22 protein-coding genes and 1 riboswitch are annotated in these 21719 nt (G+C 71.6%); of the genes, 16 read left to right on the forward strand and 6 right to left on the reverse strand.

What is annotated here, in order from left to right:
• Positions 1-21: 21 nt before the first annotated feature.
• Positions 22-936 (forward strand): hyaluronoglucosaminidase, encoded by a 915-nt coding sequence (locus ACZ68P_RS06240; protein WP_471003351.1) that lies wholly within the window; start codon positions 22-24, stop codon positions 934-936.
• Positions 937-962: 26 nt separating this feature from the next.
• Complete coding sequence (locus ACZ68P_RS06245; RefSeq protein WP_471003354.1) at positions 963-1118, forward strand: hypothetical protein; 156 nt, start codon at positions 963-965, stop codon at positions 1116-1118.
• Between the two features lie 81 nt (positions 1119-1199).
• Here ACZ68P_RS06245 and ACZ68P_RS06250 read toward each other — a convergent pair whose 3' ends face one another.
• The 4 genes from ACZ68P_RS06250 to gcvT form a co-directional block, all read right to left on the reverse strand.
• The gene (locus ACZ68P_RS06250) at positions 1200-2570 is read right to left on the reverse strand and encodes an L-serine ammonia-lyase (protein WP_471003356.1); all 1371 of its coding nucleotides are present in this window, start codon (positions 2568-2570) and stop codon (positions 1200-1202) included.
• A 172-nt stretch (positions 2571-2742) separates the two neighbouring features.
• Positions 2743-4011, reverse strand: coding sequence for a serine hydroxymethyltransferase (gene glyA / locus ACZ68P_RS06255; protein WP_471003358.1), 1269 nt, complete (start codon positions 4009-4011; stop codon positions 2743-2745).
• 20 nt (positions 4012-4031) lie between these two features.
• Positions 4032-4412, reverse strand: a complete 381-nt coding sequence (gene gcvH, locus ACZ68P_RS06260) for a glycine cleavage system protein GcvH (RefSeq protein ID WP_471003361.1) — start codon at positions 4410-4412, stop codon at positions 4032-4034.
• A 112-nt stretch (positions 4413-4524) separates the two neighbouring features.
• Positions 4525-5646, reverse strand: coding sequence for a glycine cleavage system aminomethyltransferase GcvT (gcvT, locus tag ACZ68P_RS06265; protein WP_471003363.1), 1122 nt, complete (start codon positions 5644-5646; stop codon positions 4525-4527).
• A 148-nt stretch (positions 5647-5794) separates the two neighbouring features.
• Positions 5795-5906: riboswitch (glycine riboswitch) on the reverse strand.
• Positions 5907-6045: 139 nt separating this feature from the next.
• Here gcvT and ACZ68P_RS06270 point away from each other — a divergent pair.
• The 11 genes from ACZ68P_RS06270 (at position 6046) to ACZ68P_RS06320 (ending at position 17540) form a co-directional block, all read left to right on the forward strand.
• Positions 6046-6717, forward strand: coding sequence for an AAA family ATPase (locus ACZ68P_RS06270; protein ID WP_365718271.1), 672 nt, complete (start codon positions 6046-6048; stop codon positions 6715-6717).
• Positions 6718-6861: 144 nt separating this feature from the next.
• A complete protein-coding gene (locus tag ACZ68P_RS06275) occupies positions 6862-7602 on the forward strand; it encodes an enhanced serine sensitivity protein SseB (RefSeq protein ID WP_471003366.1) in 741 nt (246 codons plus the stop codon).
• A 65-nt stretch (positions 7603-7667) separates the two neighbouring features.
• Entirely contained in the window at positions 7668-8444 is a 777-nt protein-coding gene (locus ACZ68P_RS06280; protein WP_471003369.1) for an enhanced serine sensitivity protein SseB C-terminal domain-containing protein, read from the forward strand.
• 188 nt (positions 8445-8632) lie between these two features.
• Positions 8633-10303 (forward strand): ABC transporter substrate-binding protein, encoded by a 1671-nt coding sequence (locus tag ACZ68P_RS06285; RefSeq protein ID WP_471003372.1) that lies wholly within the window; start codon positions 8633-8635, stop codon positions 10301-10303.
• 85 nt (positions 10304-10388) lie between these two features.
• Positions 10389-11393 (forward strand): ABC transporter permease, encoded by a 1005-nt coding sequence (locus ACZ68P_RS06290; RefSeq protein ID WP_471003375.1) that lies wholly within the window; start codon positions 10389-10391, stop codon positions 11391-11393.
• A gap of 1 nt (position 11394) precedes the next feature.
• Positions 11395-12357, forward strand: a complete 963-nt coding sequence (locus ACZ68P_RS06295) for an ABC transporter permease (RefSeq protein WP_471003378.1) — start codon at positions 11395-11397, stop codon at positions 12355-12357.
• Positions 12358-12363: 6 nt separating this feature from the next.
• Positions 12364-13365, forward strand: a complete 1002-nt coding sequence (locus ACZ68P_RS06300) for an ABC transporter ATP-binding protein (RefSeq protein ID WP_471003380.1) — start codon at positions 12364-12366, stop codon at positions 13363-13365.
• Positions 13362-14570: an ABC transporter ATP-binding protein gene (locus ACZ68P_RS06305; protein ID WP_471003383.1), complete on the forward strand. Its 1209-nt coding sequence runs from the start codon at positions 13362-13364 to the stop codon at positions 14568-14570. Before ACZ68P_RS06300 ends, ACZ68P_RS06305 begins: the two co-directional genes overlap by 4 nt.
• 82 nt (positions 14571-14652) lie before the next feature.
• Entirely contained in the window at positions 14653-15330 is a 678-nt protein-coding gene (locus ACZ68P_RS06310; RefSeq protein ID WP_365718288.1) for a trimeric intracellular cation channel family protein, read from the forward strand.
• Positions 15331-15353: 23 nt separating this feature from the next.
• A complete protein-coding gene (locus tag ACZ68P_RS06315; protein WP_471003386.1) occupies positions 15354-16214 on the forward strand; it encodes a thioesterase family protein in 861 nt (286 codons plus the stop codon).
• A 162-nt stretch (positions 16215-16376) separates the two neighbouring features.
• Positions 16377-17540: a cysteine desulfurase family protein gene (locus ACZ68P_RS06320; RefSeq protein ID WP_471003388.1), complete on the forward strand. Its 1164-nt coding sequence runs from the start codon at positions 16377-16379 to the stop codon at positions 17538-17540.
• Between the two features lie 28 nt (positions 17541-17568).
• On the opposite strand, the gene ACZ68P_RS06325 is transcribed toward ACZ68P_RS06320, so the two are convergent.
• Positions 17569-18240 carry an N-acetylmuramoyl-L-alanine amidase gene (locus ACZ68P_RS06325; protein WP_471003391.1) on the reverse strand — a complete coding sequence of 224 codons (672 nt, stop codon included), beginning with the start codon at positions 18238-18240 and terminating at the stop codon, positions 17569-17571.
• Positions 18241-18301: 61 nt separating this feature from the next.
• On the opposite strand from ACZ68P_RS06325, the gene mnmA reads away from it, so the two are divergent.
• Positions 18302-19426, forward strand: coding sequence for a tRNA 2-thiouridine(34) synthase MnmA (mnmA, locus tag ACZ68P_RS06330; RefSeq protein WP_471003393.1), 1125 nt, complete (start codon positions 18302-18304; stop codon positions 19424-19426).
• A 118-nt stretch (positions 19427-19544) separates the two neighbouring features.
• On the opposite strand, the gene ACZ68P_RS06335 is transcribed toward mnmA, so the two are convergent.
• The gene (locus ACZ68P_RS06335) at positions 19545-20354 is read right to left on the reverse strand and encodes an alpha/beta fold hydrolase (RefSeq protein WP_471003396.1); all 810 of its coding nucleotides are present in this window, start codon (positions 20352-20354) and stop codon (positions 19545-19547) included.
• Between the two features lie 97 nt (positions 20355-20451).
• Between ACZ68P_RS06335 and ACZ68P_RS06340 the strand changes: the two genes are divergently transcribed.
• Together ACZ68P_RS06340 and ACZ68P_RS06345 are read left to right on the forward strand one after the other, a co-directional pair.
• Positions 20452-20991: an LOG family protein gene (locus ACZ68P_RS06340; protein WP_471003398.1), complete on the forward strand. Its 540-nt coding sequence runs from the start codon at positions 20452-20454 to the stop codon at positions 20989-20991.
• A gap of 10 nt (positions 20992-21001) precedes the next feature.
• Positions 21002-21700 carry an SDR family oxidoreductase gene (locus ACZ68P_RS06345; RefSeq protein WP_471003401.1) on the forward strand — a complete coding sequence of 233 codons (699 nt, stop codon included), beginning with the start codon at positions 21002-21004 and terminating at the stop codon, positions 21698-21700.
• The last annotated feature ends 19 nt before the right edge of the window (positions 21701-21719 follow it).

The following is a 21719-nucleotide window of genomic DNA, read 5'->3' on the forward strand; positions in this document are numbered from 1 at the left end:
GGGGTGGGACGAGGAGTCGAAGTGACCAGTACGAGAAGGCTGTTCCTGGGCGCGTTCACGGCGGGGGCCGTGACGGTGGCCGCCGGATCGGGAACCGCGTCGGCGGCGGAGCCGGAGGCCGTCCAGGCGGAGGGGGACGTCGTCTACCCGGGCGAGGTGCGGGCCAGGAACTTCACGACCGACGGCGGCGCCACGTCGTCGTTCCTCGCGGTGTCCACGGCGACCACGTCGAAGCTCCACGCGCTGACCGCCTTCCAGTCCGGCGTGGCCGGCAACGGCGTCGCGCTGAACGTCGTCTCCCACAACCCGGACGACTCGGCGATGTACCTGTCGGGCGCGGAGCGGAAGCACGGCACGCTCAAGATCACGCACCGGGGCCACGTGGACGCCTCGGACGGCGGAGCCGCCGCGGTCTCCGTCTACCTGGAGACGACCGGGGTCGAGGACAAGTCGGGGGGCACCGCCGCGCAGGGCATCTTCGTCACCCACACCACGGGCCCCACCAAGGGCAACCTCATCACGCTGCGGAACAACGGCGTGGACGACTTCGTGGTGAAGGGCTCGGGGGCGGTGGGCATCGGCATCGCGATCGGCGCCACCCCCCGGGGCCGGGTGGAGATCGACCAGCGGACCTCCTCCATCGGCCTGCTCATGCAGGCGAACACGGACTCCGCCAGCCGCCTGGCCGAGTTCCGCGACCGGGCGGGCGTGGCGAAGCTGCGGGTCCTCAACAGCGGCGCGCTGGCCGCCCAGAACGCCATGTTCGGAGTGACGAGCACCGAGTCGTACGGCGGCGGCGACGGCGTGATCGGCATCCGCAACGCCACCACGGTGCCGAGCGAGAACCCGACGAACGGCGGCGTCCTCTTCGCCGAGGGCGGCGCCCTCAAGTGGCGCGGCCCCTCCGGCACCGTCACCACCGTCGCGTCGGCCTGACCGCCCGCCCGAGCACCGAGGCCCGCATGGAACTGACCCCCGAACAGCTCGTGTCCGAATTCCAGGACGCCGTCATGGAGCTGTACTTCGCCCGCAAGCGCATCGCGCTCCTGGAGGCCGAGAACGCGGCCCTCCGCGACCGCCTCGCCCTCGCCGACGCGCCTCCCGGTACGGAGGACTGACCGGAGGCCCCTACGGCCGTCCGGAGGCAGGGGCCCGGGGCCCGCGCGCGTCACGACACGCGCGGGCCCCGCCCTTCGCCCTCAGCACTCGATGATGTTCACCGCGAGACCGCCCCGCGCGGTCTCCTTGTACTTGACCGACATGTCCGCGCCGGTCTCCTTCATCGTCTTGATGACCTTGTCGAGGGAGACCAGGTGGCTGCCGTCGCCGCGCATCGACATCTTCGCCGCCGTGACCGCCTTGACCGCCGCCATGCCGTTGCGCTCGATGCACGGGATCTGGACCAGACCGCCCACCGGGTCGCAGGTCAGGCCCAGGTTGTGCTCCATGCCGATCTCGGCCGCGTTCTCCACCTGCTCCGGGGAGCCGCCGAGGACCTCGGCGAGGGCGCCCGCCGCCATCGAGCAGGCCGAGCCGACCTCGCCCTGGCAGCCGACCTCGGCGCCGGAGATCGAGGCGTTCTCCTTGAAGAGCATGCCGATGGCGCCCGCCGCGAGCAGGAAGCGGACCACGCCCTCGTCGTCGGCGCCGGGCACGAAGTTCATGTAGTAGTGCAGGACCGCGGGGATGATGCCGGCCGCGCCGTTCGTCGGGGCGGTGACCACGCGGCCGCCCGCCGCGTTCTCCTCGTTCACGGCCATGGCGTAGAGGGTGATCCACTCCATCGCGAGCGCCGCCGGGTCGCCCTCGGAGCGCAGCTTGCGGGCCGTGTTCGCGGCGCGGCGGCGCACCTTGAGGCCGCCGGGCAGGATGCCCTCGCGGGACATGCCCCGCGCGACGCAGGCCTGCATGACGCGCCAGATCTCCAGGAGGCCCTCGCGGATCTCGTCCTCGGTGCGCCAGGCCTTCTCGTTCTCCAGCATCAGCGCCGAGATCGACAGACCGGTCTCCTTCGCCAGGCGCAGCAGCTCGTCGCCCGTGCGGAAGGGGTACTTCAGGACCGTGTCGTCCGGGACGATCGGGTTCTCGCCCTGCACGGCGTCCTCGTCCACGACGAAGCCGCCGCCGACCGAGTAGTACGTCTTCTCCAGGACCAGGGCGCCCTCGGCGTCGTACGCGAGGATCGTCATGCCGTTGGCGTGGTACGGCAGCGCCTTGCGGCGGTGCAGCACCAGGTCCTCGTCGAAGTCGAAGGGGATCTCGTGCACGCCGAGGAGGTTGATCCGGCCGCTCGACTTGATCCGCTCGACCTGGTCGTCCGCCGTCTCGACGTCGACCGTGCGCGGAGAGTCACCCTCCAGGCCGAGGAGGACGGCCTTCGGCGTGCCGTGACCGTGTCCGGTCGCGCCCAGGGAGCCGTACAGCTCCGCCCGTATCGAGGCCGTGTGGGCCAGCAGGCCCTCGTTCTTCAGTCGGCGGGCGAACATGCGCGCGGCGCGCATCGGACCCACCGTGTGGGAGCTGGACGGGCCGATGCCGATCGAGAACAGGTCGAAGACCGAGATGGCCACGGGGAACTCCTTGTGGGGGTGGTAGACGCCGTTGTCTGCCGGGGTGGAGCAGCAAAGCGCGGAAACAAGCGGTCGAACACGGGCTGGGGCACCGCGCTCACTGTCCAGTGTGCGCGGTGCCCCGGAGCTGTCGTACGAACGAACCTGGAACTAAAGCGTACGACGGAGGAAACTACTTCAGACCGGGGTACAGGGGGTGCTTCGCGGCCAGCGCGGTGACGCGGGCCTTGAGCGCCTGGGCCTTGTCCTCGTCGAAGCCGGGCTTCAGGGTCTCCGCGATGATGTCGGCGACCTCGGTGAAGTCCTCGGTGGCGAATCCGCGGGTCGCGAGCGCCGGCGTACCGATCCGCAGGCCCGAGGTGACCATCGGGGGGCGCGGGTCGTTCGGGATCGCGTTCCGGTTGACCGTGATGCCGACCTCGTGGAGGCGGTCCTCGGCCTGCTGCCCGTCGAGCTCGCTGTCGCGCAGGTCGACCAGGACCAGGTGCACGTCCGTGCCGCCGGACAGGATCGAGACGCCGTGCTCGGTGACGTCGCCCTGGACCAGGCGCTCGGCGAGGATGCGGGCACCCTCCACCGTGCGCTGCTGGCGCTCCTTGAACTCCTCCGAGGCCGCGACCTTGAAGGAGACGGCCTTCGCGGCGATCACGTGCTCCAGCGGGCCGCCCTGGAAGCCGGGGAAGACCGAGGAGTTCAGCTTCTTCGCGAAGTCCTTCTTCGCCAGGATGATGCCGCCGCGCGGCCCGCCCAGCGTCTTGTGCGTGGTGGAGGTCACCACGTCCGCGAACGGCACCGGGTTGGGGTGCAGCCCGGCGGCGACCAGGCCCGCGAAGTGGGCCATGTCGACCCACAGGAAGGCCTCGACCTCGTCGGCGATCCGGCGGAACTCCGCGAAGTCCAGCTGGCGCGGGTAGGCGGACCAGCCCGCGATGATCACCTTGGGGCGGTGCTCCTTGGCGAGGCGCTCGACCTCGGCCATGTCGACCAGTCCGGCGGCGTCCACGTGGTACGCGACCACGTTGAACTGCTTGCCGGAGAAGTTCAGGCGCATGCCGTGGGTGAGGTGGCCGCCGTGCGCCAGGTCCAGACCCAGGATGGTGTCGCCGGGCTGGGCGAGGGCGAAGAGCGCGGCCTGGTTGGCGGAGGCGCCGGAGTGCGGCTGCACGTTGGCGTACTCGGCGCCGAAGAGGTCCTTGACCCGGTCGATGGCGATCTGCTCCGCCACGTCCACGTGCTCGCAGCCGCCGTAGTAGCGGCGGCCCGGGTAGCCCTCGGCGTACTTGTTGGTCAGGACGGAGCCCTGCGCCTCCATGACCGCGACCGGAGCGAAGTTCTCCGAGGCGATCATCTCGAGGGTGGACTGCTGGCGGTGGAGCTCGGCGTCGACGGCGGCGGCGACGTCCGGGTCCAGCTCGTGAAGGGGGGTGTTGAGAAGCGACATGGATCGATCCCTCAGGGGTCTCAGTTCCCGGCGGAGAACGCGGCGTACTCGTCGGCGGAGAGCAGATCGTCCGGCTCGCCCGTGACACGTACCTTGAAGAGCCAGCCACCCTCGAACGGAGCGGTGTTCACCAGGGAGGGGTCGTTCACGACGTCCTCGTTGGCCTCCGTGACCTCACCGGTCACGGGGGAGTACAGGTCGCTGACGGACTTCGTCGACTCCAGCTCGCCGCAGGTCTCGCCCGCGGTGACGGTGTCACCGACCGCGGGGAGCTGGGCGTAGACGACGTCCCCGAGCGCGTTGGCCGCGAACTCGGTGATGCCGACCGTCGAGACGCCGTCCTCGGCGTCCGACAGCCACTCGTGCTCCTTGGTGTAGCGCAGCTGCTGGGGGTTGCTCATGACCTGATTCTCCTGGATCGGGGGAGTGCTGATGAACGTGGGTCTCGCGTGATGAGACGCGACGTGAGACGGAAGGCGGGACGCGCGGCCGGATCGTCCCGGCCGCGGAACGTCACTTCCGGCGCTTGTAGAAGGGCAGCGCCACGACCTCGTACGGCTCGTGGGTCCCGCGGATGTCCACACCTACACCCTGGGTGCCCGGCTCGGCGTGTGCCGCGTCCACGTAGGCCATGGCGATCGGCTTTCCGAGGGTCGGGGAGGGGGCGCCGGAGGTGACCTCGCCGACGACCACGCCGTCCGCGACGACCGCGAAGCCGGCGCGCGGCACCCGGCGGCCCTCGGCGACCAGGCCGACCAGCTTGCGGGGCGGGTCGACCGCGGCCCGCTCGGCGGCCGCCTCCAGGGCCTTGCGGCCGACGAAGTCGCCGTCGTTGGTCGTCTTCTCGAACTTCACGACCCGGCCGAGACCGGCGTCGAACGGGGTCAGCTCCGTGGTCAGCTCGTGGCCGTAGAGCGGCATGCCCGCCTCCAGGCGGAGCGTGTCACGGCAGGAGAGGCCGCAGGGGATGAGGCCGACCGGGGCGCCCGCCTCGGTCAGGGCCCGCCAGACGCCCTCGGCGTGCTCGGGCTTCAGGAACAGCTCGAAGCCGTCCTCGCCGGTGTAGCCGGTACGGGCGATCAGCGCGGGGACCCCGGCGACCGTGCCGGGCAGGCCGGCGTAGTACTTCAGCCCGTCCAGGTCGGCGTCGGTCAGCGACTTCAGGATGCCGGGGGACTCGGGGCCCTGGACGGCGATCAGCGCGTACGCGTCGCGGTCGTCCCGTACCTCGGCGTCGAAGCCCGCCGCACGCTCGGTGAGCGCGTCCAGGACGATCTGAGCGTTGGAGGCGTTGGCGACGACCATGTACTCGGTCTCGCCGAGGCGGTACACGATCAGGTCGTCGAGGATGCCGCCTTCCTCCCGGCAGATCATCGTGTAGCGCGCCCGGCCCGGGCCCACCGTGGAGATGTTGCCGACGAGGGCGAAGTCGAGCAGCTCGACGGCCTGCGGACCGGTGACCGTGATCTCGCCCATGTGCGACAGGTCGAAGAGGCCCGCCTTGGTGCGGACGGCGTTGTGCTCGTCACGCTCGCTGCCGTAGCGCAGCGGCATGTCCCAGCCCGCGAAGTCGGTCATGGTCGCGCCCAGGGAGCGATGCAGGGCATCGAGGGCGGTCAGACGGGCAGTGCTCATGGGTGTGGCTCCCGGGTCCCAGGGCGAAAAAGATCATGACGAGAGGACTTTCCTCCCCATCTGTCATGGAACCTGAGAGGTTCACCGAGGGCATCCTCGGCTTGCACCTTGGGTGGGGCGCGACGGCGCGCCCGCTTTTCAGATCTGCCTCATCCGCGCGGTACGGGGCCTGAGAGATTCAAGGGAGGGTCTTGCTCCTTCGGCGCCCGGACCGCCACAGCGCTGCTGCGGTCTGTCCGGAACTCTCCCGCGCGGATTCGAACGGCCGGTATGTGGTTGTGTGCGCTTGGCGCGCACATCATTGCACGCGGGTCCTGATCGGCAAATCGCTTGTGCCTCATTACCGTCTCTTTACACTTCTTGGGGAAGGGTCTTCGAGACCCGACAGGGGGAGAAGCGATGACGTTCCAACGAACCGGCGCCTACGCGACGAGTACCGGCATACCCGCCCCACGCGCCCGGGCCAGGACCCGGCGGCACGGCGCGGCCGCGCGCCTGCTGCGCGACCTGCGCGACCGGGACGGGCACGGCCCCCGTGTGCTCGCCTTCGCCGCGGGAGACCTCGTCGTCGTCTCCGGGCTGCCCGGCAGCGGCAAGTCGACCCTCATGCGCCGCGCGGCCGACGGCCGCGGCATCGACTCGCAGGACGCCCGGGAGCGCTGGGAGGCGCGGATGCCCGGCTTCCTGCCGTACGCGGTCTACCGCCCCCTCGTCCGCGTCGCGCACTACGCCGGCCTGCGCCGGGAGCTGCGCGCGGGGCGGAGCGTGATCGTCCACGACTGCGGCACCCAGTCCTGGGTGCGCGACTGGCTCGCCCGTGAGGCCCGCCGCAGAGGCCGCGCCCTGCACCTGGTCCTGCTCGACGTCACCCCGGCCGCCGCCCGCGAGGGCCAGCGCGACCGGGGCCGCGGCGTGTCCGGATACGCCTTCGCCCGGCACCGCCGGGCGGTCGGCAGGCTGCTGCGCTCCGTGGAGGCCGGCCGGCTGCCCCGCGGCTGCGCCTCGGCGACCCTGCTCGACCGGAACGCGGCCGGCGCCCTGCGGAAGATCACCTTCCGGGATGTCGGCTGACGGCGTACCCCCCGGCGGACCGGCCGCGGGCGGCGCCGCGGCCCGGCGCGCTCCGTATGCTTTTGGCCACGGCGGCGCGAGGGCGGCATTAGGGTTCTGCCCCGAGGGCGCGTGACCGGGCGCGTGAGAAGGGGACCGAGGACCGTGGACGTTTCGTGGCCGGGCAATGAGCTCGAAGAGGTGCTGTCCGCCTCGCTCGGCAACCCCGCCGCCGGGAGCCGGCTCGTCGAGGTGCTCGGCCGCAGCCCGGTCTGGGTTCCACTGCCCAACGGCGGCAGCCCCGAGAGCACCGACCTCGACCTCCCCACGCTGGAGATCGACGGCCTCCCCTATGTCCCCGTCTTCAGCTCCGAGCAGCAGTTCCTGGCCTGCGTCGGCAGCCACATGTCGTTCACGGTCGCACCCGCCCGCGACTTCGCCCGCGGCCTGCCCCCGCAGCTCGGCATCGCCGTGAATCCTGGTGGCACCGTCGGCGCCCCGCTGCCGCCCCCCGCCGTCGCCGAGCTGTGCCGGATCGGTCGCACCCCGCTGGACGGCCCCGCGAGCGGCGGCCGGGTCCGGCTCTTCGAGCCCGACTGGCAGGACGACCCCGTCGACTTCCTCTCCGCCGCGGCCGCCGAGTTCGAGGCCACCGGCATCGTGGCGAGCGCCCGGCGCGCCCTCGCCAGCGTCGAGGGGACCGAACCGGCCCTCTTCGTCGGCGTCCAGCTCGTCGCCTGGGACGGCGTCGACCGCAACGCGCCGCTGGACGCGCTCGGCCGCGCGCTGGGCCGGGTCGAGACCGCCTGGCCCGTGAATCTCATCCTCCTGGACGTTGCCCAGGACCCCGTGGCCGACTGGATGCTGGAGCGGGTGCGCCCGTTCTACCAGCGCGCCGCCGGCTGAGCGGGGCACCACGGAATGACACGTCAGGAAACAGGACCGATGGACGGACGAGGGGCGGAACACAAGTGAGCGCGTCAGGCACGGCCGCGGCCGGACAGGTCGAGCACATGCTGCGCCAGGTGGCACCCGGACGCTACGACGCGTACGAGCGGCTGCTGCACGCCCTCGCGGACGGCGACGTGTGGATGCTCCTCTGGCACGGCCAGGCCGGATCACCCGACGCCCAGTACGGCAACATGGAGGTCGACGGCCTCGGCTACGCCCCCTGTGTCACCTCCGCCCAGGAGCTGGCGGCCTCCGGCTGGAACCGCGCCCACGAGGTGGTCACCGGCCGCGACATCGCCCGGGCCCTCTACCCCGACCACTGGGGCATCTGGCTCAACCCGCACGACTCCGGCGGCGGGGTCGGCATCCCCTGGGCCGACCTGCGCAGGATCGCCACCGGTCTCGACCGGATGCCCGCCGGCCCGCTGCGCCTGAGCGAACCCGCGCTCGAGCTGCCCCAGTTCTACGCCCTGCTGACGCAGAACGCGCACCGCACCCCCGCCGTGCGGGCGCTGCGCCGCGCCTGGGTGCAGCCCGCGCTCGGCTCCCCGTACCTCGCCATCGGCCTGGACCTCTACGACACCTCCCCGGCCTCGGTCGACGCGGTGCGGGCGATGATGCGGCAGTCGGTCTCCGCCGTCCCCGACGGGCTCCCCGTCTCGACGGTCGCGATGTCGGACGAGTACGACCCGGTGGCGATGTGGCTGCGGGCCAACGCCCGCCCCTTCTACGACCGCGACGCCCACGCCTCCCCCGCTCCGTCCGCTCCCGGCTACGGCTACCCGCCCCGGCCCTGACCGGCGAACTCGTCCATATGACAGGGGCGTTAACCGGGGCAGCGCACTTGTCCCGGATCTGCCCGGTTTGGCAAGTGTCCGGGTCTCGACTAGGTATCACCGCTATCCGGACTGTTCTCCAGCTGGTTCCCCGTCGGTAGTGTTCGGCCGGTCAAGACCTCTCACACGGCGGAACCTGGGGTGGACCCATGCGAATAATCAAGTCCCGTACGGTCCGGGCGATCACGGTGGCGGCAGCCGTCACCCTGATCGCCACGGGGTGCTCCAGTGAGCGCGGCAAGGACGGGGACAAGGCCGGCGCGAAGGACACCTTCGTGTTCGCCGGTGCCGGTGACCCCGGTTCCCTCGACCCCGCCCTCGCCAGCGACGGTGAGACCTTCCGGGTGACCCGGCAGGCCTTCGAGGCGCTGCTGGAGCACGAGTCCGGCGGCAGCAAGCTCGTCGGCGGCCTGGCCGAGACCTGGGAGAGCAACCCCGCCGGCACGGTGTGGACGTTCAACCTCCGCAAGGGCGTGAAGTTCCACGACGGCGAGGCGTTCAACGCCGCCGCCGTCTGCGCGAACTACGACCACTGGTTCAACTGGAAGGGTACGTACCAGTCCAGCGCGGTCTCCTACTACTGGCAGACCATCATGGGCGGCTTCGCCAAGAACGAGGACAAGGAAGCCCCCAAGCCGAACTACAAGTCCTGCACGGCCAAGGACGACAACACCGCCGTCATCGAGGTCAACGAGCCCTCGGCGAACCTGCCCGGCGGCTTCTCCCTCCAGGCCCTCGCGATCCACTCGCCGAAGGCCCTGAAGGAGTACGCGAAGCAGGACGCGACCGCCAAGGGCGACGCGATCACGTACCCCAAGTACAGCCAGGAGGCCGGCACGGTCGCCGGCACCGGCCCGTACAAGATCACGAAGTGGAACAAGGGCAACAAGGAAGTCTCCCTGGAGCGCTTCGACGACTACTGGGGTGCGAAGGCCAAGGTGAAGAACCTGGTCTTCCGCACGATCGACACCGAGGCCGGCCGCCGTCAGGCGCTGCAGGCCGGTGACATCGACGGCTACGACCTGGTCGCGCCGGCCGATGTGAAGACGCTGGAGGGCGAGGGCTACAAGGTCCCGACCCGTGACGTCTTCAACATCTTCTACGTCGGCATGACGCAGTCGAAGAACCCGGCGCTGAAGAAGCCCGAGGTCCGCCAGGCCATCTCGCACGCCATCGACCGGGAGGGCATCGTCAAGACCCAGCTCCCCGAGGGTGGCAAGGCCGCGACCCAGTTCATGCCCGACACGGTCGCCGGCTTCTCGGACAAGGTGAAGACCTACCCCTTCGACACCGCCAAGGCCAAGGAGCTCCTCAAGAAGGCCGGTGAGGAGAAGCTCACGATCGAGTTCTGCTACCCGACCGAGGTCACCCGCCCGTACATGCCGGCCCCGCAGGACATGTTCGAGCGCATGAAGGCCGACCTGGAGAAGGCCGGCATCACGGTCACCCCGAAGGCCATGAAGTGGGCCCCGGACTACCTGGACGCCACCGAGGCGGGCTCCTGCGCCCTGCACATGCTCGGCTGGACCGGTGACTTCAACGACGGCTACAACTTCATCGGCACCTGGTTCGCCGGGCCCGACAAGCAGTGGGGCTTCAACGAGAAGAAGGTCTTCGACGCGGTGAACGCCGCCTCCAAGGTCACCGACCCCGCGGGTCGCGTCGAGGCCTACAAGAAGGCCAACGAGGCGATCATGGAGTACGTCCCGGGCGTTCCGATCTCGGCTTCCCCGCCGGCCATCGCCTTCGCCAAGAACGTCAACCCGCCGAAGGTCTCCCCGCTGACGCAGGAGAACTTCGCCGAGGTCTCCTTCAAGTAATCGCACATCAGCGGGTCCGCCCGGCCACGGAACCTCGGTGGCCGGGCGGACCCGCATCGACGCACGTAAGAAAGGGGCACGCGGGGTGCTGCGACTCGTCGTACGAAGACTGCTACAGCTCATACCCACCCTGCTCGGCCTGTCGGTTCTGCTCTTCCTCTGGCTGAACCGGCTGCCCGGCGGACCCGCCTCAGCGATCCTGGGCGAGCGGGCGACCGAAGCCGAAGTGGCACGCATCAACCGGGCCCTCGGCCTGGACCAGCCCGTCTGGGTGCAGTACGGCCGCTTCCTCAAGCGCATCGTGGAGCTCGATCTGGGCACCTCCACCCAGACCGGTCAGCCGGTGTGGGACGAGTTCGCGACCCGCTTCCCCGCCACGGTGGAACTCAGCATCGTCGCCATCCTCATCGCCGTCGTCGTCGGCATCCCGCTCGGCTACCTCGCGGCCAAGCACCGCGGTGGCTGGCTGGACGTCGCCTCCGTCTCGGGGTCGCTGATCGGCATCTGCATCCCGGTGTTCTTCCTCGCCCTGATCCTCAAGGGCATCTTCGCCGTGCAGCTGAACTGGTTCCCGAGCTACGGACGGCTCACCACCGGCATCGACGCCACCGACGTCACCGGCTTCGCCGTGCTCGACGGCCTGCTGACCGGCGAGCTGGACGCCAGCTGGGACGCCATCCACCACCTGATCCTGCCCGCCCTCGCGCTCTCGTCCATCCCGCTCGCCGTCATTGTGCGGATGACCCGGGCCAGCGTGCTCGAAGTGCTCGGCGAGGACTACGTCCGCACCGCGGAGTCCAAGGGTCTGGACAAGCGGACGGTACGCGGCCGTCACGTGCTGCGGAACGCGCTGCTGCCGGTGATCACCGCCGTCGGCCTGCTGACCGGAAGCCTGCTGTCGGGCGCGGTGCTGACCGAGTCGGTCTTCTCCTTCAACGGCATCGGCAACTTCATCCGCACCTCCATCGACGCCCGTGACTACCCGGTGCTCGTCGGGTTCATCCTCTTCATCGCGATGGTGTACGTCCTCATCAACCTGCTGGTCGACCTCGCGTACAGCATCATCGACCCGAGAGTGCGGGTGCACTGACGTGACGACCTTGACGAAGAAGGCCGACAAGATCGATCGGCTCGCCGAGCTGATGCAGACGTCCGAGGCCACCAGCGGCGCCAGCCTGTGGCGCGAGGCCATGCGCCGGCTCCGTGCCAGCAAGATGGCGATCATCGGCGCGGTGATCATCGGTCTGTTCGTGATCCTCGCGATCGTCGGACCGTGGATCGCGCCGTTCAGCCCGTCCGCCCAGACCTGGCGCGGCGAGGTCTTCGCCAACAGGGGCGAGTTCGTCGGCGCGCGCGACGGAAACTGGTTCGGCCTCGACCACCTGGGCCGGGACATGTTCTCCCGCATCCTGGTCGGAGCCCGGCAGACCCTGATGGTCGGCGTGGTGTCGATGCTCATCGGCCTGCTCGTCGGCGCGCTCGTCGGCGTGCTCTCCGGCGCGGCCGCGACCCTCGGCGGCAAGACCGGGCAGCGCGTCGACACGGTGGTCATGCGCTTCACCGACATCATGCTGTCGCTGCCGTCGCTGCTGCTCGCCGTCTCCATCGCGGCGGTCATGGGCCAGTCCCTCACCACCGTGATGATCGCCGTGGGTGTCGTGCAGATCCCGATCTTCGCGCGGCTGCTGCGCGGTTCGATGCTCGTCCAGGGCGGCTCCGACTACGTCCTCGCGGCCAAGGCGCTCGGCATCCGCAAGAAGCGGATCGTCCTCACCCAGATCCTGCCGAACTCGCTGAGCCCCGTGATCGTCCAGGCGACGCTCAGCCTCGCCACCGCGATCATCGAGGCCGCCGCCCTGTCCTACCTGGGCCTCGGCAACCCGGACCCGGCGATCCCGGAGTGGGGCGTCATGCTCGCCCAGGCCGAGCGGTTCTTCGACAACGAGCCCATGATGGCGGCCTACCCCGCCGTCGGGATCATCATCACCGCCCTTGGCTTCACCCTGCTCGGCGAGGCCATGCGCGAAGCCCTCGACCCGAAGCTGCGAGGCTGAAGTCCCATGGCACTACTCACTGTTGACGAACTCAGCGTCACGTTCACCGCCAAGGGCCGCAAGGACTCGACGGCCGTCGACGGCGTCTCCTTCTCCGTCGACCAGGGCCAGGTCGTCGGACTGGTGGGCGAGTCGGGCTGCGGCAAGTCCGTGACCTCGCTCGCCCTCATGGGCCTGCTCCCGGGCAAGGGCGTGAAGGTCGGCGGCCGCGCGGAGTTCGACGGCCAGGACCTGCTCACCATGTCCCCGCGCAAGCTCCGGGACATGCGCGGCAGCCAGCTCGCGATGATCTTCCAGGACCCGCTGTCCTCCCTGAACCCGGTCGTGCCGATCGGCATCCAGGTCACCGAGATCCTCCAGCGCCACCGCGGCCTCAAGGGCGAGGTCGCCCGCAAGGAGGCCGCGCACCTGCTTGACCGGGTCGGCATCCCCGACCCGCACCGGCGGCTCAAGGAGTACCCGCACCAGCTCTCCGGCGGTATGCGGCAGCGTGCGCTCATCGCCATGGCGGTGGCCTGCGCCCCGCGTCTGCTCATCGCCGACGAGCCGACCACCGCGCTCGACGTGACCATCCAGGCGCAGATCCTCGAACTCCTCAAGGAGCTCGTGGACCAGGAGGGCACCGCCCTGCTGATGATCACCCACGACCTGGGTGTCGTCGCCGGTCTCTGCGACGAGGTCAACGTCCTGTACGCCGGCCGGGCGGTGGAGTCCGCGGGCCGCCGCGAGCTGTTCGCGCACCCCACCCACCCGTACGCCCACGGTCTGCTCGGCTCCATCCCGCGCCTGGACGCCCCGCGCGGCGAGCCGCTCAACCCGATCCGGGGATCCATCAACGACAAGCTCGCCTGGGCGGACGGCTGTGCCTTCGCGCCCCGCTGCGACCACTACACGATGGAGTGCCTGACCGGCACCCCCGAACTGACCGAGCCGCGCACCGAGGGTCACCTGGTGCGCTGCGTCAACCCGGTCCTCCCCACGTCGGACAAGTCGGAGGTCCCGGCATGAGCCTGCTCGAACTCGAGGGAGTGAAGGTCCACTTCCCGGTCAAGAAGGGCGTGGTCTTCAACCGTACGGTCGGCCACGTGTACGCCGTCGACGGCATCTCGCTGCGCGTCGAGGCCGGTCAGACCTACGGCCTGGTGGGCGAGTCGGGCTGCGGCAAGACGACCCTCGGCCGGGCCGTGCTGCGCCTGGTCGACATCACCGACGGCGAGGTCGTCTTCGACGGTACGGACCTGGCCAAGCTGCCGGACGAGGAGATGCGCCGCTTCCGGCGACGGCTCCAGATGGTGTTCCAGGACCCGCTGGGCAGCCTCAACCCCCGTCAGAACATCGAGTCGATCCTCAGCGAGGGCATGGCCGCGCACGGGATCGGCGCGAACCAGGAGGAGCGCCGGGAGAAGATCAAGGCGATCCTCGCCAGGGTCGGCCTCCCCTCGAACGCCCTGTCGCGCTACCCGCACGAGTTCTCCGGCGGCCAGCGCCAGCGCATCGGCATCGCCCGCGCCCTCGTCCTCGAACCGGACGTCATCATCTGCGACGAGCCGGTCTCGGCGCTGGACGTGTCGATCCAGGCACAGGTGATCAACCTCCTGGAGGAGCTCCAGGAGCAGCTGGGACTGACGTACCTCGTCATCGCCCACGACCTCGCCGTCGTCCGTCACATCTCGGACGTCATCGGGGTCATGTACCTCGGCTCGCTGGTCGAGGAGGCGCCGAGCGACGCGCTGTACGAGGGTCCCAAGCACCCGTACACCAAGGCGCTGATGTCGGCGGTGCCGGTGCCGGACCCGGAGGTCGAGGACCGTCGCGAGCGCATCCTGCTCCACGGCGACCTCCCCTCGCCGGCCAACCCGCCGACGGGCTGCCGCTTCCACACGCGCTGCCCGTGGAAGCAGGAGACCCTGTGCGCCACGGACCGGCCGGCGCTGACGGACCTGGGCGACGGGCACAAGGTGGCCTGCCACTACGCCGCCGAGATCGCGGCCGGCACGGTGGAGCGGACCCGGGCGACCGGGATCGAGGCGGTGACGCCGGCGCTGGCCGAGTCGGCGGAGCCGGCCGAGTCCGAGGCGTCCGCCCCGGACGTCACGGCCGACGCCGAGAAGGCCGTTCCGAGGCAGACGTCACCCGAGAAGTCGCCCGAGTCGCCTGAGGCGCCTGCGAAGGAGACCGCGGCCGCGAAGGAGACCGCGGCCGACGGGGCCTGAGCGGCGTCGCGCGCGTCCGGCTCACCGCCGGTGCCCCCGGGCGGGGCACGGGGCGGTGAGCCGGACGGGGTAGAACTGTCCGGTGCTCCACGAACTGTTCACCCCCTCCGTCCAACACGCGCTCGACCTCGTCGGCATCTTCGTCTTCGCCATCTCCGGCGCCCTCCTCGCCGTCCGGAAGAACTTCGACGTCTTCGGCATGGCCGTGCTCGCCGAGGTCACGGCGCTCGGCGGCGGTCTGCTGCGCGACCTGATCATCGGAGCCGTGCCGCCTGCCGCCTTCGCCGACCTCGGCTACTTCCTCATGCCGCTGGTCGCCACCGGGCTCGTCTTCTTCCTCCACCCGCAGGTCGAGCGGACCCAGACCGCCGTGAACGTCTTCGACGCCGCGGGGCTCGGTCTCTTCTGCGTCACCGGCACCACCAAGGCGTACGAGTACGGCCTCGGGCTCACCTCCTCCGCCGCCCTCGGGCTCGCCACCGCCGTCGGGGGCGGTGTCCTGCGCGACGTCCTCGCCAACGAGGTGCCGTCCCTGCTCCGCTGGGACCGCGACCTCTACGCCGTGCCCGCCATGGTCGGAGCCACGATGGTCGTCCTGTGCATCCGCTTCGACGCCCTCAACGCCTTCACCAGCGGAGCTGCCGTCATCACGGCCTTCGTGCTGCGCCTGCTCGCCATGCGCTTCCACTGGCGTGCCCCCCGTGCCTGGAACCGCCGTTCGTCCACCCGCGAGGACCCCGAAAAAGCTACCGCTCAGTAGTTTCCTGCGGTACCGTCGGAGCCATGAGCACGAGCATCGAGACGGCCGCGGCGACGACCGCGGCGACGAGCGAGTTCGACCGCGACACCGCCGTCACCCTCCGCTCCCCGGGGATCTACGACGCCGACCTCTCGGCGGGCTGGACGATCATCCACGCCGTGAACGGCGGCTACCTCCTCGCGCTGCTCGGCCGCGCCCTCGGCGACCACCTGCCCCACGCGGACCCGTTCACGATCTCGGCGCACTACCTCACCCCGTCCGTGCCCGGTCCCGCGGTGATCCGCACGGAGACCGTCCGCACCGGCCGCACCCTCTCCACCGGCCAGGCGTCCCTGTTCCAGTACGCCGAGGACGGCACCGAGGTCGAGCGCATCCGCGTCCTCGCCTCGTACGGAGACCTCGACGCGCTCCCCGACGACGTGCGCACCACCGCGCTGCCGCCGGCCATCGCCCCCCTCGAGAACTGCTTCGGCCCCTCCGACGGCCCGGCGCCCCAGATCCCCGGCTCCTCCGCCATCACCGAGCGGCTCGCCATCAAGCTCGACCCGGCCACGGTCGGCTGGGCCGTCGGAGCGCCCTCCGGCAAGGGCGAGATGCGCGGCTGGTTCGGTCTCGCCGACGGCCGCGAGCCCGACGCGCTCTCCCTGCTCCTCACCGTCGACGCGCTGCCGCCGACCTCCTTCGAGCTCGGCCTCAAGGGCTGGACCCCGACCGTCGAACTCACCACGCACATCCGCTGCCGCCCGGCCCCGGGCCCGCTGCGGGTCGCCATCACCACCCGCAACCTCGCGGGCGGCTTCCTGGAGGAGGACGCCGAGGTCTGGGACAGCGCGGACCGGCTCGTCGCCCAGTCCCGCCAACTGGCCCGCGCCCCGCGCGGCTGACCGGCCCGCCCCGGCGGCGATCCCCGCGCGGCCGACCGGCCCGCCCGCCGGGATCCGGCGCGACGGGCGGAGCGGCCGGACCGGCACCCGCACCGAGGGCCGCGGCCGGGCGAGGGGGCATGATCCGGCCACGCCCCCACGCCCTCGTAGAATCAATGCACCATGGCATACCTCGACCACGCGGCGACCACGCCCATGCTCCCCGAGGCGATCGAGGCGATGACCGCCGAGCTCGCCGTCACGGGCAACGCCTCCTCCCTGCACGCCGCCGGGCGACGCGCCCGGCGGACCGTCGAGGAGGGGCGCGAGACCCTCGCCGCCGCCCTGGGCGCCCGGCCCAGCGAGGTGGTGTTCACCTCCGGCGGCACCGAGGCCGACAACCTCGCCGTCAAGGGCCTGTACTGGGCCCGCCGTGACGCCGACCCCCGGCGCACCCGCGTCCTGGCCAGCCCCGTCGAGCATCACGCCGTGCTCGACGCCGTCGACTGGCTCGCCACGCACGAGGGCGCCACCGTCGAGTACCTGCCCGTGGACCGGTACGGCCGCGTCGCCCCCGAGGCCCTGCGCCAGGCGATCGCCCGCGACCCCGGAAGCGTGGCCCTGGCCACCGTCATGTGGGCGAACAACGAGATCGGCACGGTCCTGCCCGTCCACGAACTCGCCGAGGTGGCCCGCGAGTTCGACGTCCCCCTGCACGCGGACGCCGTCCAGGCCTTCGGCCAGGTCCCGGTCGACTTCGCCGCCTCCGGCCTCGCCGCCATGACCGTCTCCGGCCACAAGATCGGCGGCCCCTACGGCATCGGGGCGCTCCTCCTGGGCCGCGAGTACAGCCCCGTACCCGTCCTGCACGGCGGCGGCCAGGAGCGCCATGTCCGCTCCGGCACCCTGGACGTGCCCGCCGTCGCCGCCTTCGCCGTGGCCGGCCGGCTCGCCGCCGAGCGCCGCGAGGAGTTCGCCCGCGAGATCGGGGCCCTGCGCGACGAACTGATCGCCGCCGTCCTCGCCGTCGTCCCCGACGCCCTCCTCGGCGGTGACCCGGTCGACCGGCTCCCCGCCAACGCCCACTTCACCTTCCCCGGCTGCGAGGGCGACTCCCTGCTGCTGCTCCTGGACGCCCAGGGCATCGAGTGCTCCACCGGCTCCGCCTGCACGGCCGGCGTCGCCCAGCCCAGCCACGTCCTGCTCGCCACCGGCACCGACCCGGACCTGGCCCGGGGCACCCTGCGCTTCTCGCTCGGCCACACCTCCACCCGGGAGGACGTGGCCGCCGTCGCCGCGGCGATCGGCCCCGCCGTGGAACGCGCGCGCACGGCCGGCCTCACCTGACGGGCCGCCGCCACGGCGCCACGGGCGCTCAGGCCCGGGGCGACCCGCCCTCCGCGGTCCGGGCCGACGCCTCCCGTACGAGCTTCATGTAACGCGGCCAGTCCCAGTGCGGCCCGGGATCGGTGTGGTCGGTGCCCTCGACCTCCACGTGCCCGATGATGTGCTCCCGGTCCACCGGAATGCCGTACCGGGCGCATATCCCGGCGGTCAGCCGCGCCGAACCCTCGTACATCGCCGCCGTGAAGTCCTGCGGCCGGTCGACGAAGCCCTCGTGCTCGATGCCGATGCTCCGCTCGTTCATGTCGCGGTTCCCGGCGTGGAAGGCCACGTCGAGTTCGCGGATCATCTGCGCCACATGGCCGTCCTTGCGGACGACGTAGTGCGTGGCGGCCCCGTGCCCGGGGTTCTTGAAGACCTTCAGCGCCGTGGCGTAGCTGCCCTGGACGACATGGATCACCACCCGGTCGATGGTGTAGTCCTCGGGCCGGTCCGCCCGGCGCCAGTTCGCCCGGGCCGCGGCGGACCAGTCGGCGCCCCTGTGGTCGAGCTCACCCTCGATCCGCTTCCGCTGGGTGCCCGGCAGCCGCCACCAGGCACGTCTCAGCTCGTCCTGGGCCAGCACCGCCGTGCCCAGGACGGCCGCGCCGCCGCCGAGCAGCACGGCCCGCCGGCTCGCCCCCCGCTTCTTCCCACTCCCCATGTGGGTGTGAACGCCTACTCACGTGCCCATGGTTCCCGCGGACCCGTACCCTGAGAGGGCTATGACTCAGACTTCCCAGCGCCCCCTCCGTGTCCTCGCCGCCATGTCCGGCGGTGTGGACTCCGCCGTCGCCGCCGCCCGCGCCGCCGAAGCCGGGCACGACGTGACCGGGGTGCACCTCGCGCTGTCCGCGAACCCCCAGTCCTTCCGTACCGGCGCGCGCGGCTGTTGCACCATCGAGGACTCGCGCGACGCGCGCCGGGCGGCCGACGTCATCGGCATCCCCTTCTACGTCTGGGACCTCGCCGAGCGCTTCCGCGAGGACGTCGTCGACGACTTCGTCGCGGAGTACGAAGCGGGCCGCACCCCCAACCCCTGCCTGCGCTGCAACGAGAAGATCAAGTTCGCCGCGCTGCTCGACAAGGCCCTGGCGCTCGGCTTCGACGCGGTCTGCACCGGGCACTACGCCACGGTCGTCCTCCACGACGACGGATCGCGCGAGCTGCACCGCGCCTCCGACATGGCCAAGGACCAGTCGTACGTCCTCGGGGTGCTCGACGAGAAGCAGCTCGCCCACGCGATGTTCCCGCTCGGCGACACCCTCACCACCAAGGACGAGATCCGCGCGGAGGCGGAGCGGCGCGGGCTCGCGGTGGCGAAGAAGCCCGACAGCCACGACATCTGCTTCATCGCCGACGGCGACACCCAGGGCTTCCTGGCCTCCCGGCTCGGCACGGCCGAGGGCGACATCGTCGACGAGACGGGCCGGAAGCTCGGTACTCACGAGGGCGCCTACGGCTTCACCATCGGCCAGCGCAAGGGGCTGCGGATCGGGCACCCGGCTCCCGACGGCAAGCCGCGCTACGTCCTCGACATCTCGCCCGTGAACAACACGGTCACGGTCGGACCGGTCGAGGCGCTCGACGTGACCGCCCTGACGGCGATCAAGCCCCGCTGGTGCGGCACGGCCCCCGAGGGCACCGGCCGCTACACCGCCCAGCTCCGTGCCCACGGCGGCGAGACGGCGGTGACGGCCGGGACGGTCGACGGCGAACTGCGGGTGGAGTTCGACGAGCCGGTGCGGGGCGTGGCCCCGGGGCAGGCGATCGTGCTGTACGACGGCACGCGCGTGGTCGGTTCGGCGACGATCGCGACGACCGTACGGCGCCCGGCCGCCACGGTCTGAGCCGTCGCCCGCGGCCGTCACCCGCCCGCGCGGGCGGGTGACGCACCCGGCCCCGGCACCCGGCCCCGGCACCGGCACCGGCACCCGGCCCCGGTCCGCGCCCGTGCGCGGGGCCGCCTCACTCCTCCGTGAAGAAGTCCTCCAGGACCGGCGCCAGGACGTGTGGTGCCACCGGGTGGGTCTGCCCGGTCAGCGTGCGGTGGCGGCCGCGCGGCAGCGCCGTCGTGACCAGCCGGGCCGCGCGCCGTGTCACGGCGGGGCTCGAACCGCCGTCGACCACCAGCACGCGCGCGTGCACCTCCGCGAGGCGCGCGTGCGGGACCTGTCCGTCGCCCAGGACCGCGTGGTCGTACGCGAGGGTGTGCGCCACGGCCTCCAGCTCCGGCCACCGTTCCGACCCCCGCAACGCCGCCAGCGCCCCCGGCGCCATCGCGTCGGCGAGGAACAGTTCGAGCGCCGCCCCCCGGCACCCCAGGTCGAGCAGGCCGGCCAGCCGCCGCCGGTGGACGGCGTGTGTCTCCCGCGCCTCCCTGTCGGGCGCGTACGGCGGCTCGTACACGGACAGCCGCTCGATCGGGAGTCCGGCGGCCGCCGCGGCCAGCGCCAGCGCCCCGCCCGACGCCGTCCCGTGCACGCACACGCCGTCGCCCGCCTCCTCCACCAGCGCCGCCAGATCGTCGATCTCCCGCTCCACGGCGTACGGGCCGGTGTCGCCGCTCCCGCCGCGGCCCCGCCGGTCGTACGTCACCACCGAGAAGCGCGGCGCGAGGAGCCGTACCAGCGGCCGCTCCGACACGGCGGTGCCCAGGGCGCCGCTCACCACGATCACCGGCGGTCCCTCGCCGTGCCGCTCGTACGCGATCCGCGTCCCGTCACCCGACCCGACCCGCCCCCGGGTCCTGCTCAGCGTGCTGCTCGCCTCGTCCATGCCGGTTACGACCGCGGCCGTCCCCGGAACTCATCGGTGCCCGAGGCGCATTCCCGGAAAATCTCCGAGCCGGGGGTCACGCCCTACGGTGGAGGCCATGAACATCTGCGTCTTCCTCTCCGCCGCCGACCTCGACGAGCGCTACACCGCCCCCGCCCGCGAGTTCGCCACCCTGCTCGGCAAGGCCGGCCACACCCTCGTCTGGGGCGGCTCCGACTCCGGCCTGATGAAGGTCGTCGCCGACGGCGTGCAGGAGGCGGGCGGCCGGCTCGTCGGCGTCTCCGTCGACTTCCTCGCCGCCAAGGCCCGCCCGGACGCGGACGAGATGGTCTTCGCCAAGGACCTTGCCGAACGCAAGGCGCTGCTGCTCACCCGCTCCGACGCGATCGTGGTGATGGTGGGCGGCACGGGCACCCTCGACGAGGCCACCGAGATCCTGGAGCTGAAGAAGCACGCCCTGCACACCAAGCCGGTCGTCCTGCTCAACACGGCCGGCTTCTACGACGGCCTGAAGACCCAGTTCCGGCGCATGGAGGAGGAGGGCTTCCTGCCCCTGCCCCTCACCGACCTGGTCTTCTTCGCCGAGGACGGCGTCGCGGCCCTCGCCTACCTGGAGGAGTCCCTCGGCGCCCGGTGAGGGTGGGAGCATGGCTCCCATGGCTACTCATGTGATCACCGGAGCGGGCTCCGGCATCGGCGCGGCCGTCGCGCGCCGGCTCCACGCGCGCGGGGACGAACTCGTGCTCCACGCGCGCGACGCGGGCCGGGCCAAGGAACTGGCGGCGGCCTTCCCCGGTTCCCGCACGCTCGTCGGGGACCTCGCCGATCCGGACCGGCTCTCCTGGGCGTTCTCCCACCAGAGCCTCCCCGACCGGGTGGACAGCCTGCTGCACATCGCCGGCGTCGTCGACCTCGGCCCGATCGGCGAGCTGACCCCCAAGGCCTGGCACCAGCAGCTGAACGTCAACCTGATCGCCCCCGCGGAGCTGACCCGGCACTTCCTGCCCCAGCTGAGGGTCTGCAAGGGGCACGTGGTGTTCGTCAACTCCGGCGCCGGGCTCAACGCCCACGCCGAGTGGGGCGCCTACGCCGCCTCCAAGCACGGCCTGAAGGCGCTTGCGGACTCGCTGCGCCACGAGGAGCACGCGAACGGCGTCCGGGTCACCTCGGTCTACCCGGGGCGGACGGCGAGCCCGATGCAGGCGAAGGTGCACGCCCAGGAGGGCAAGGAGTACGACGCGTCGCGGTGGATCGACCCCGAGTCCGTCGCGACGGCGATCCTGACGGCGATCGACCTCCCGCGGGACGCGGAGATCAACGACCTGACGGTCCGCCCCGGACGCTAGCCGATCCTGCCGGGCCGCG

This window comes from Streptomyces sp. NPDC036822, from assembly GCF_055609145.1.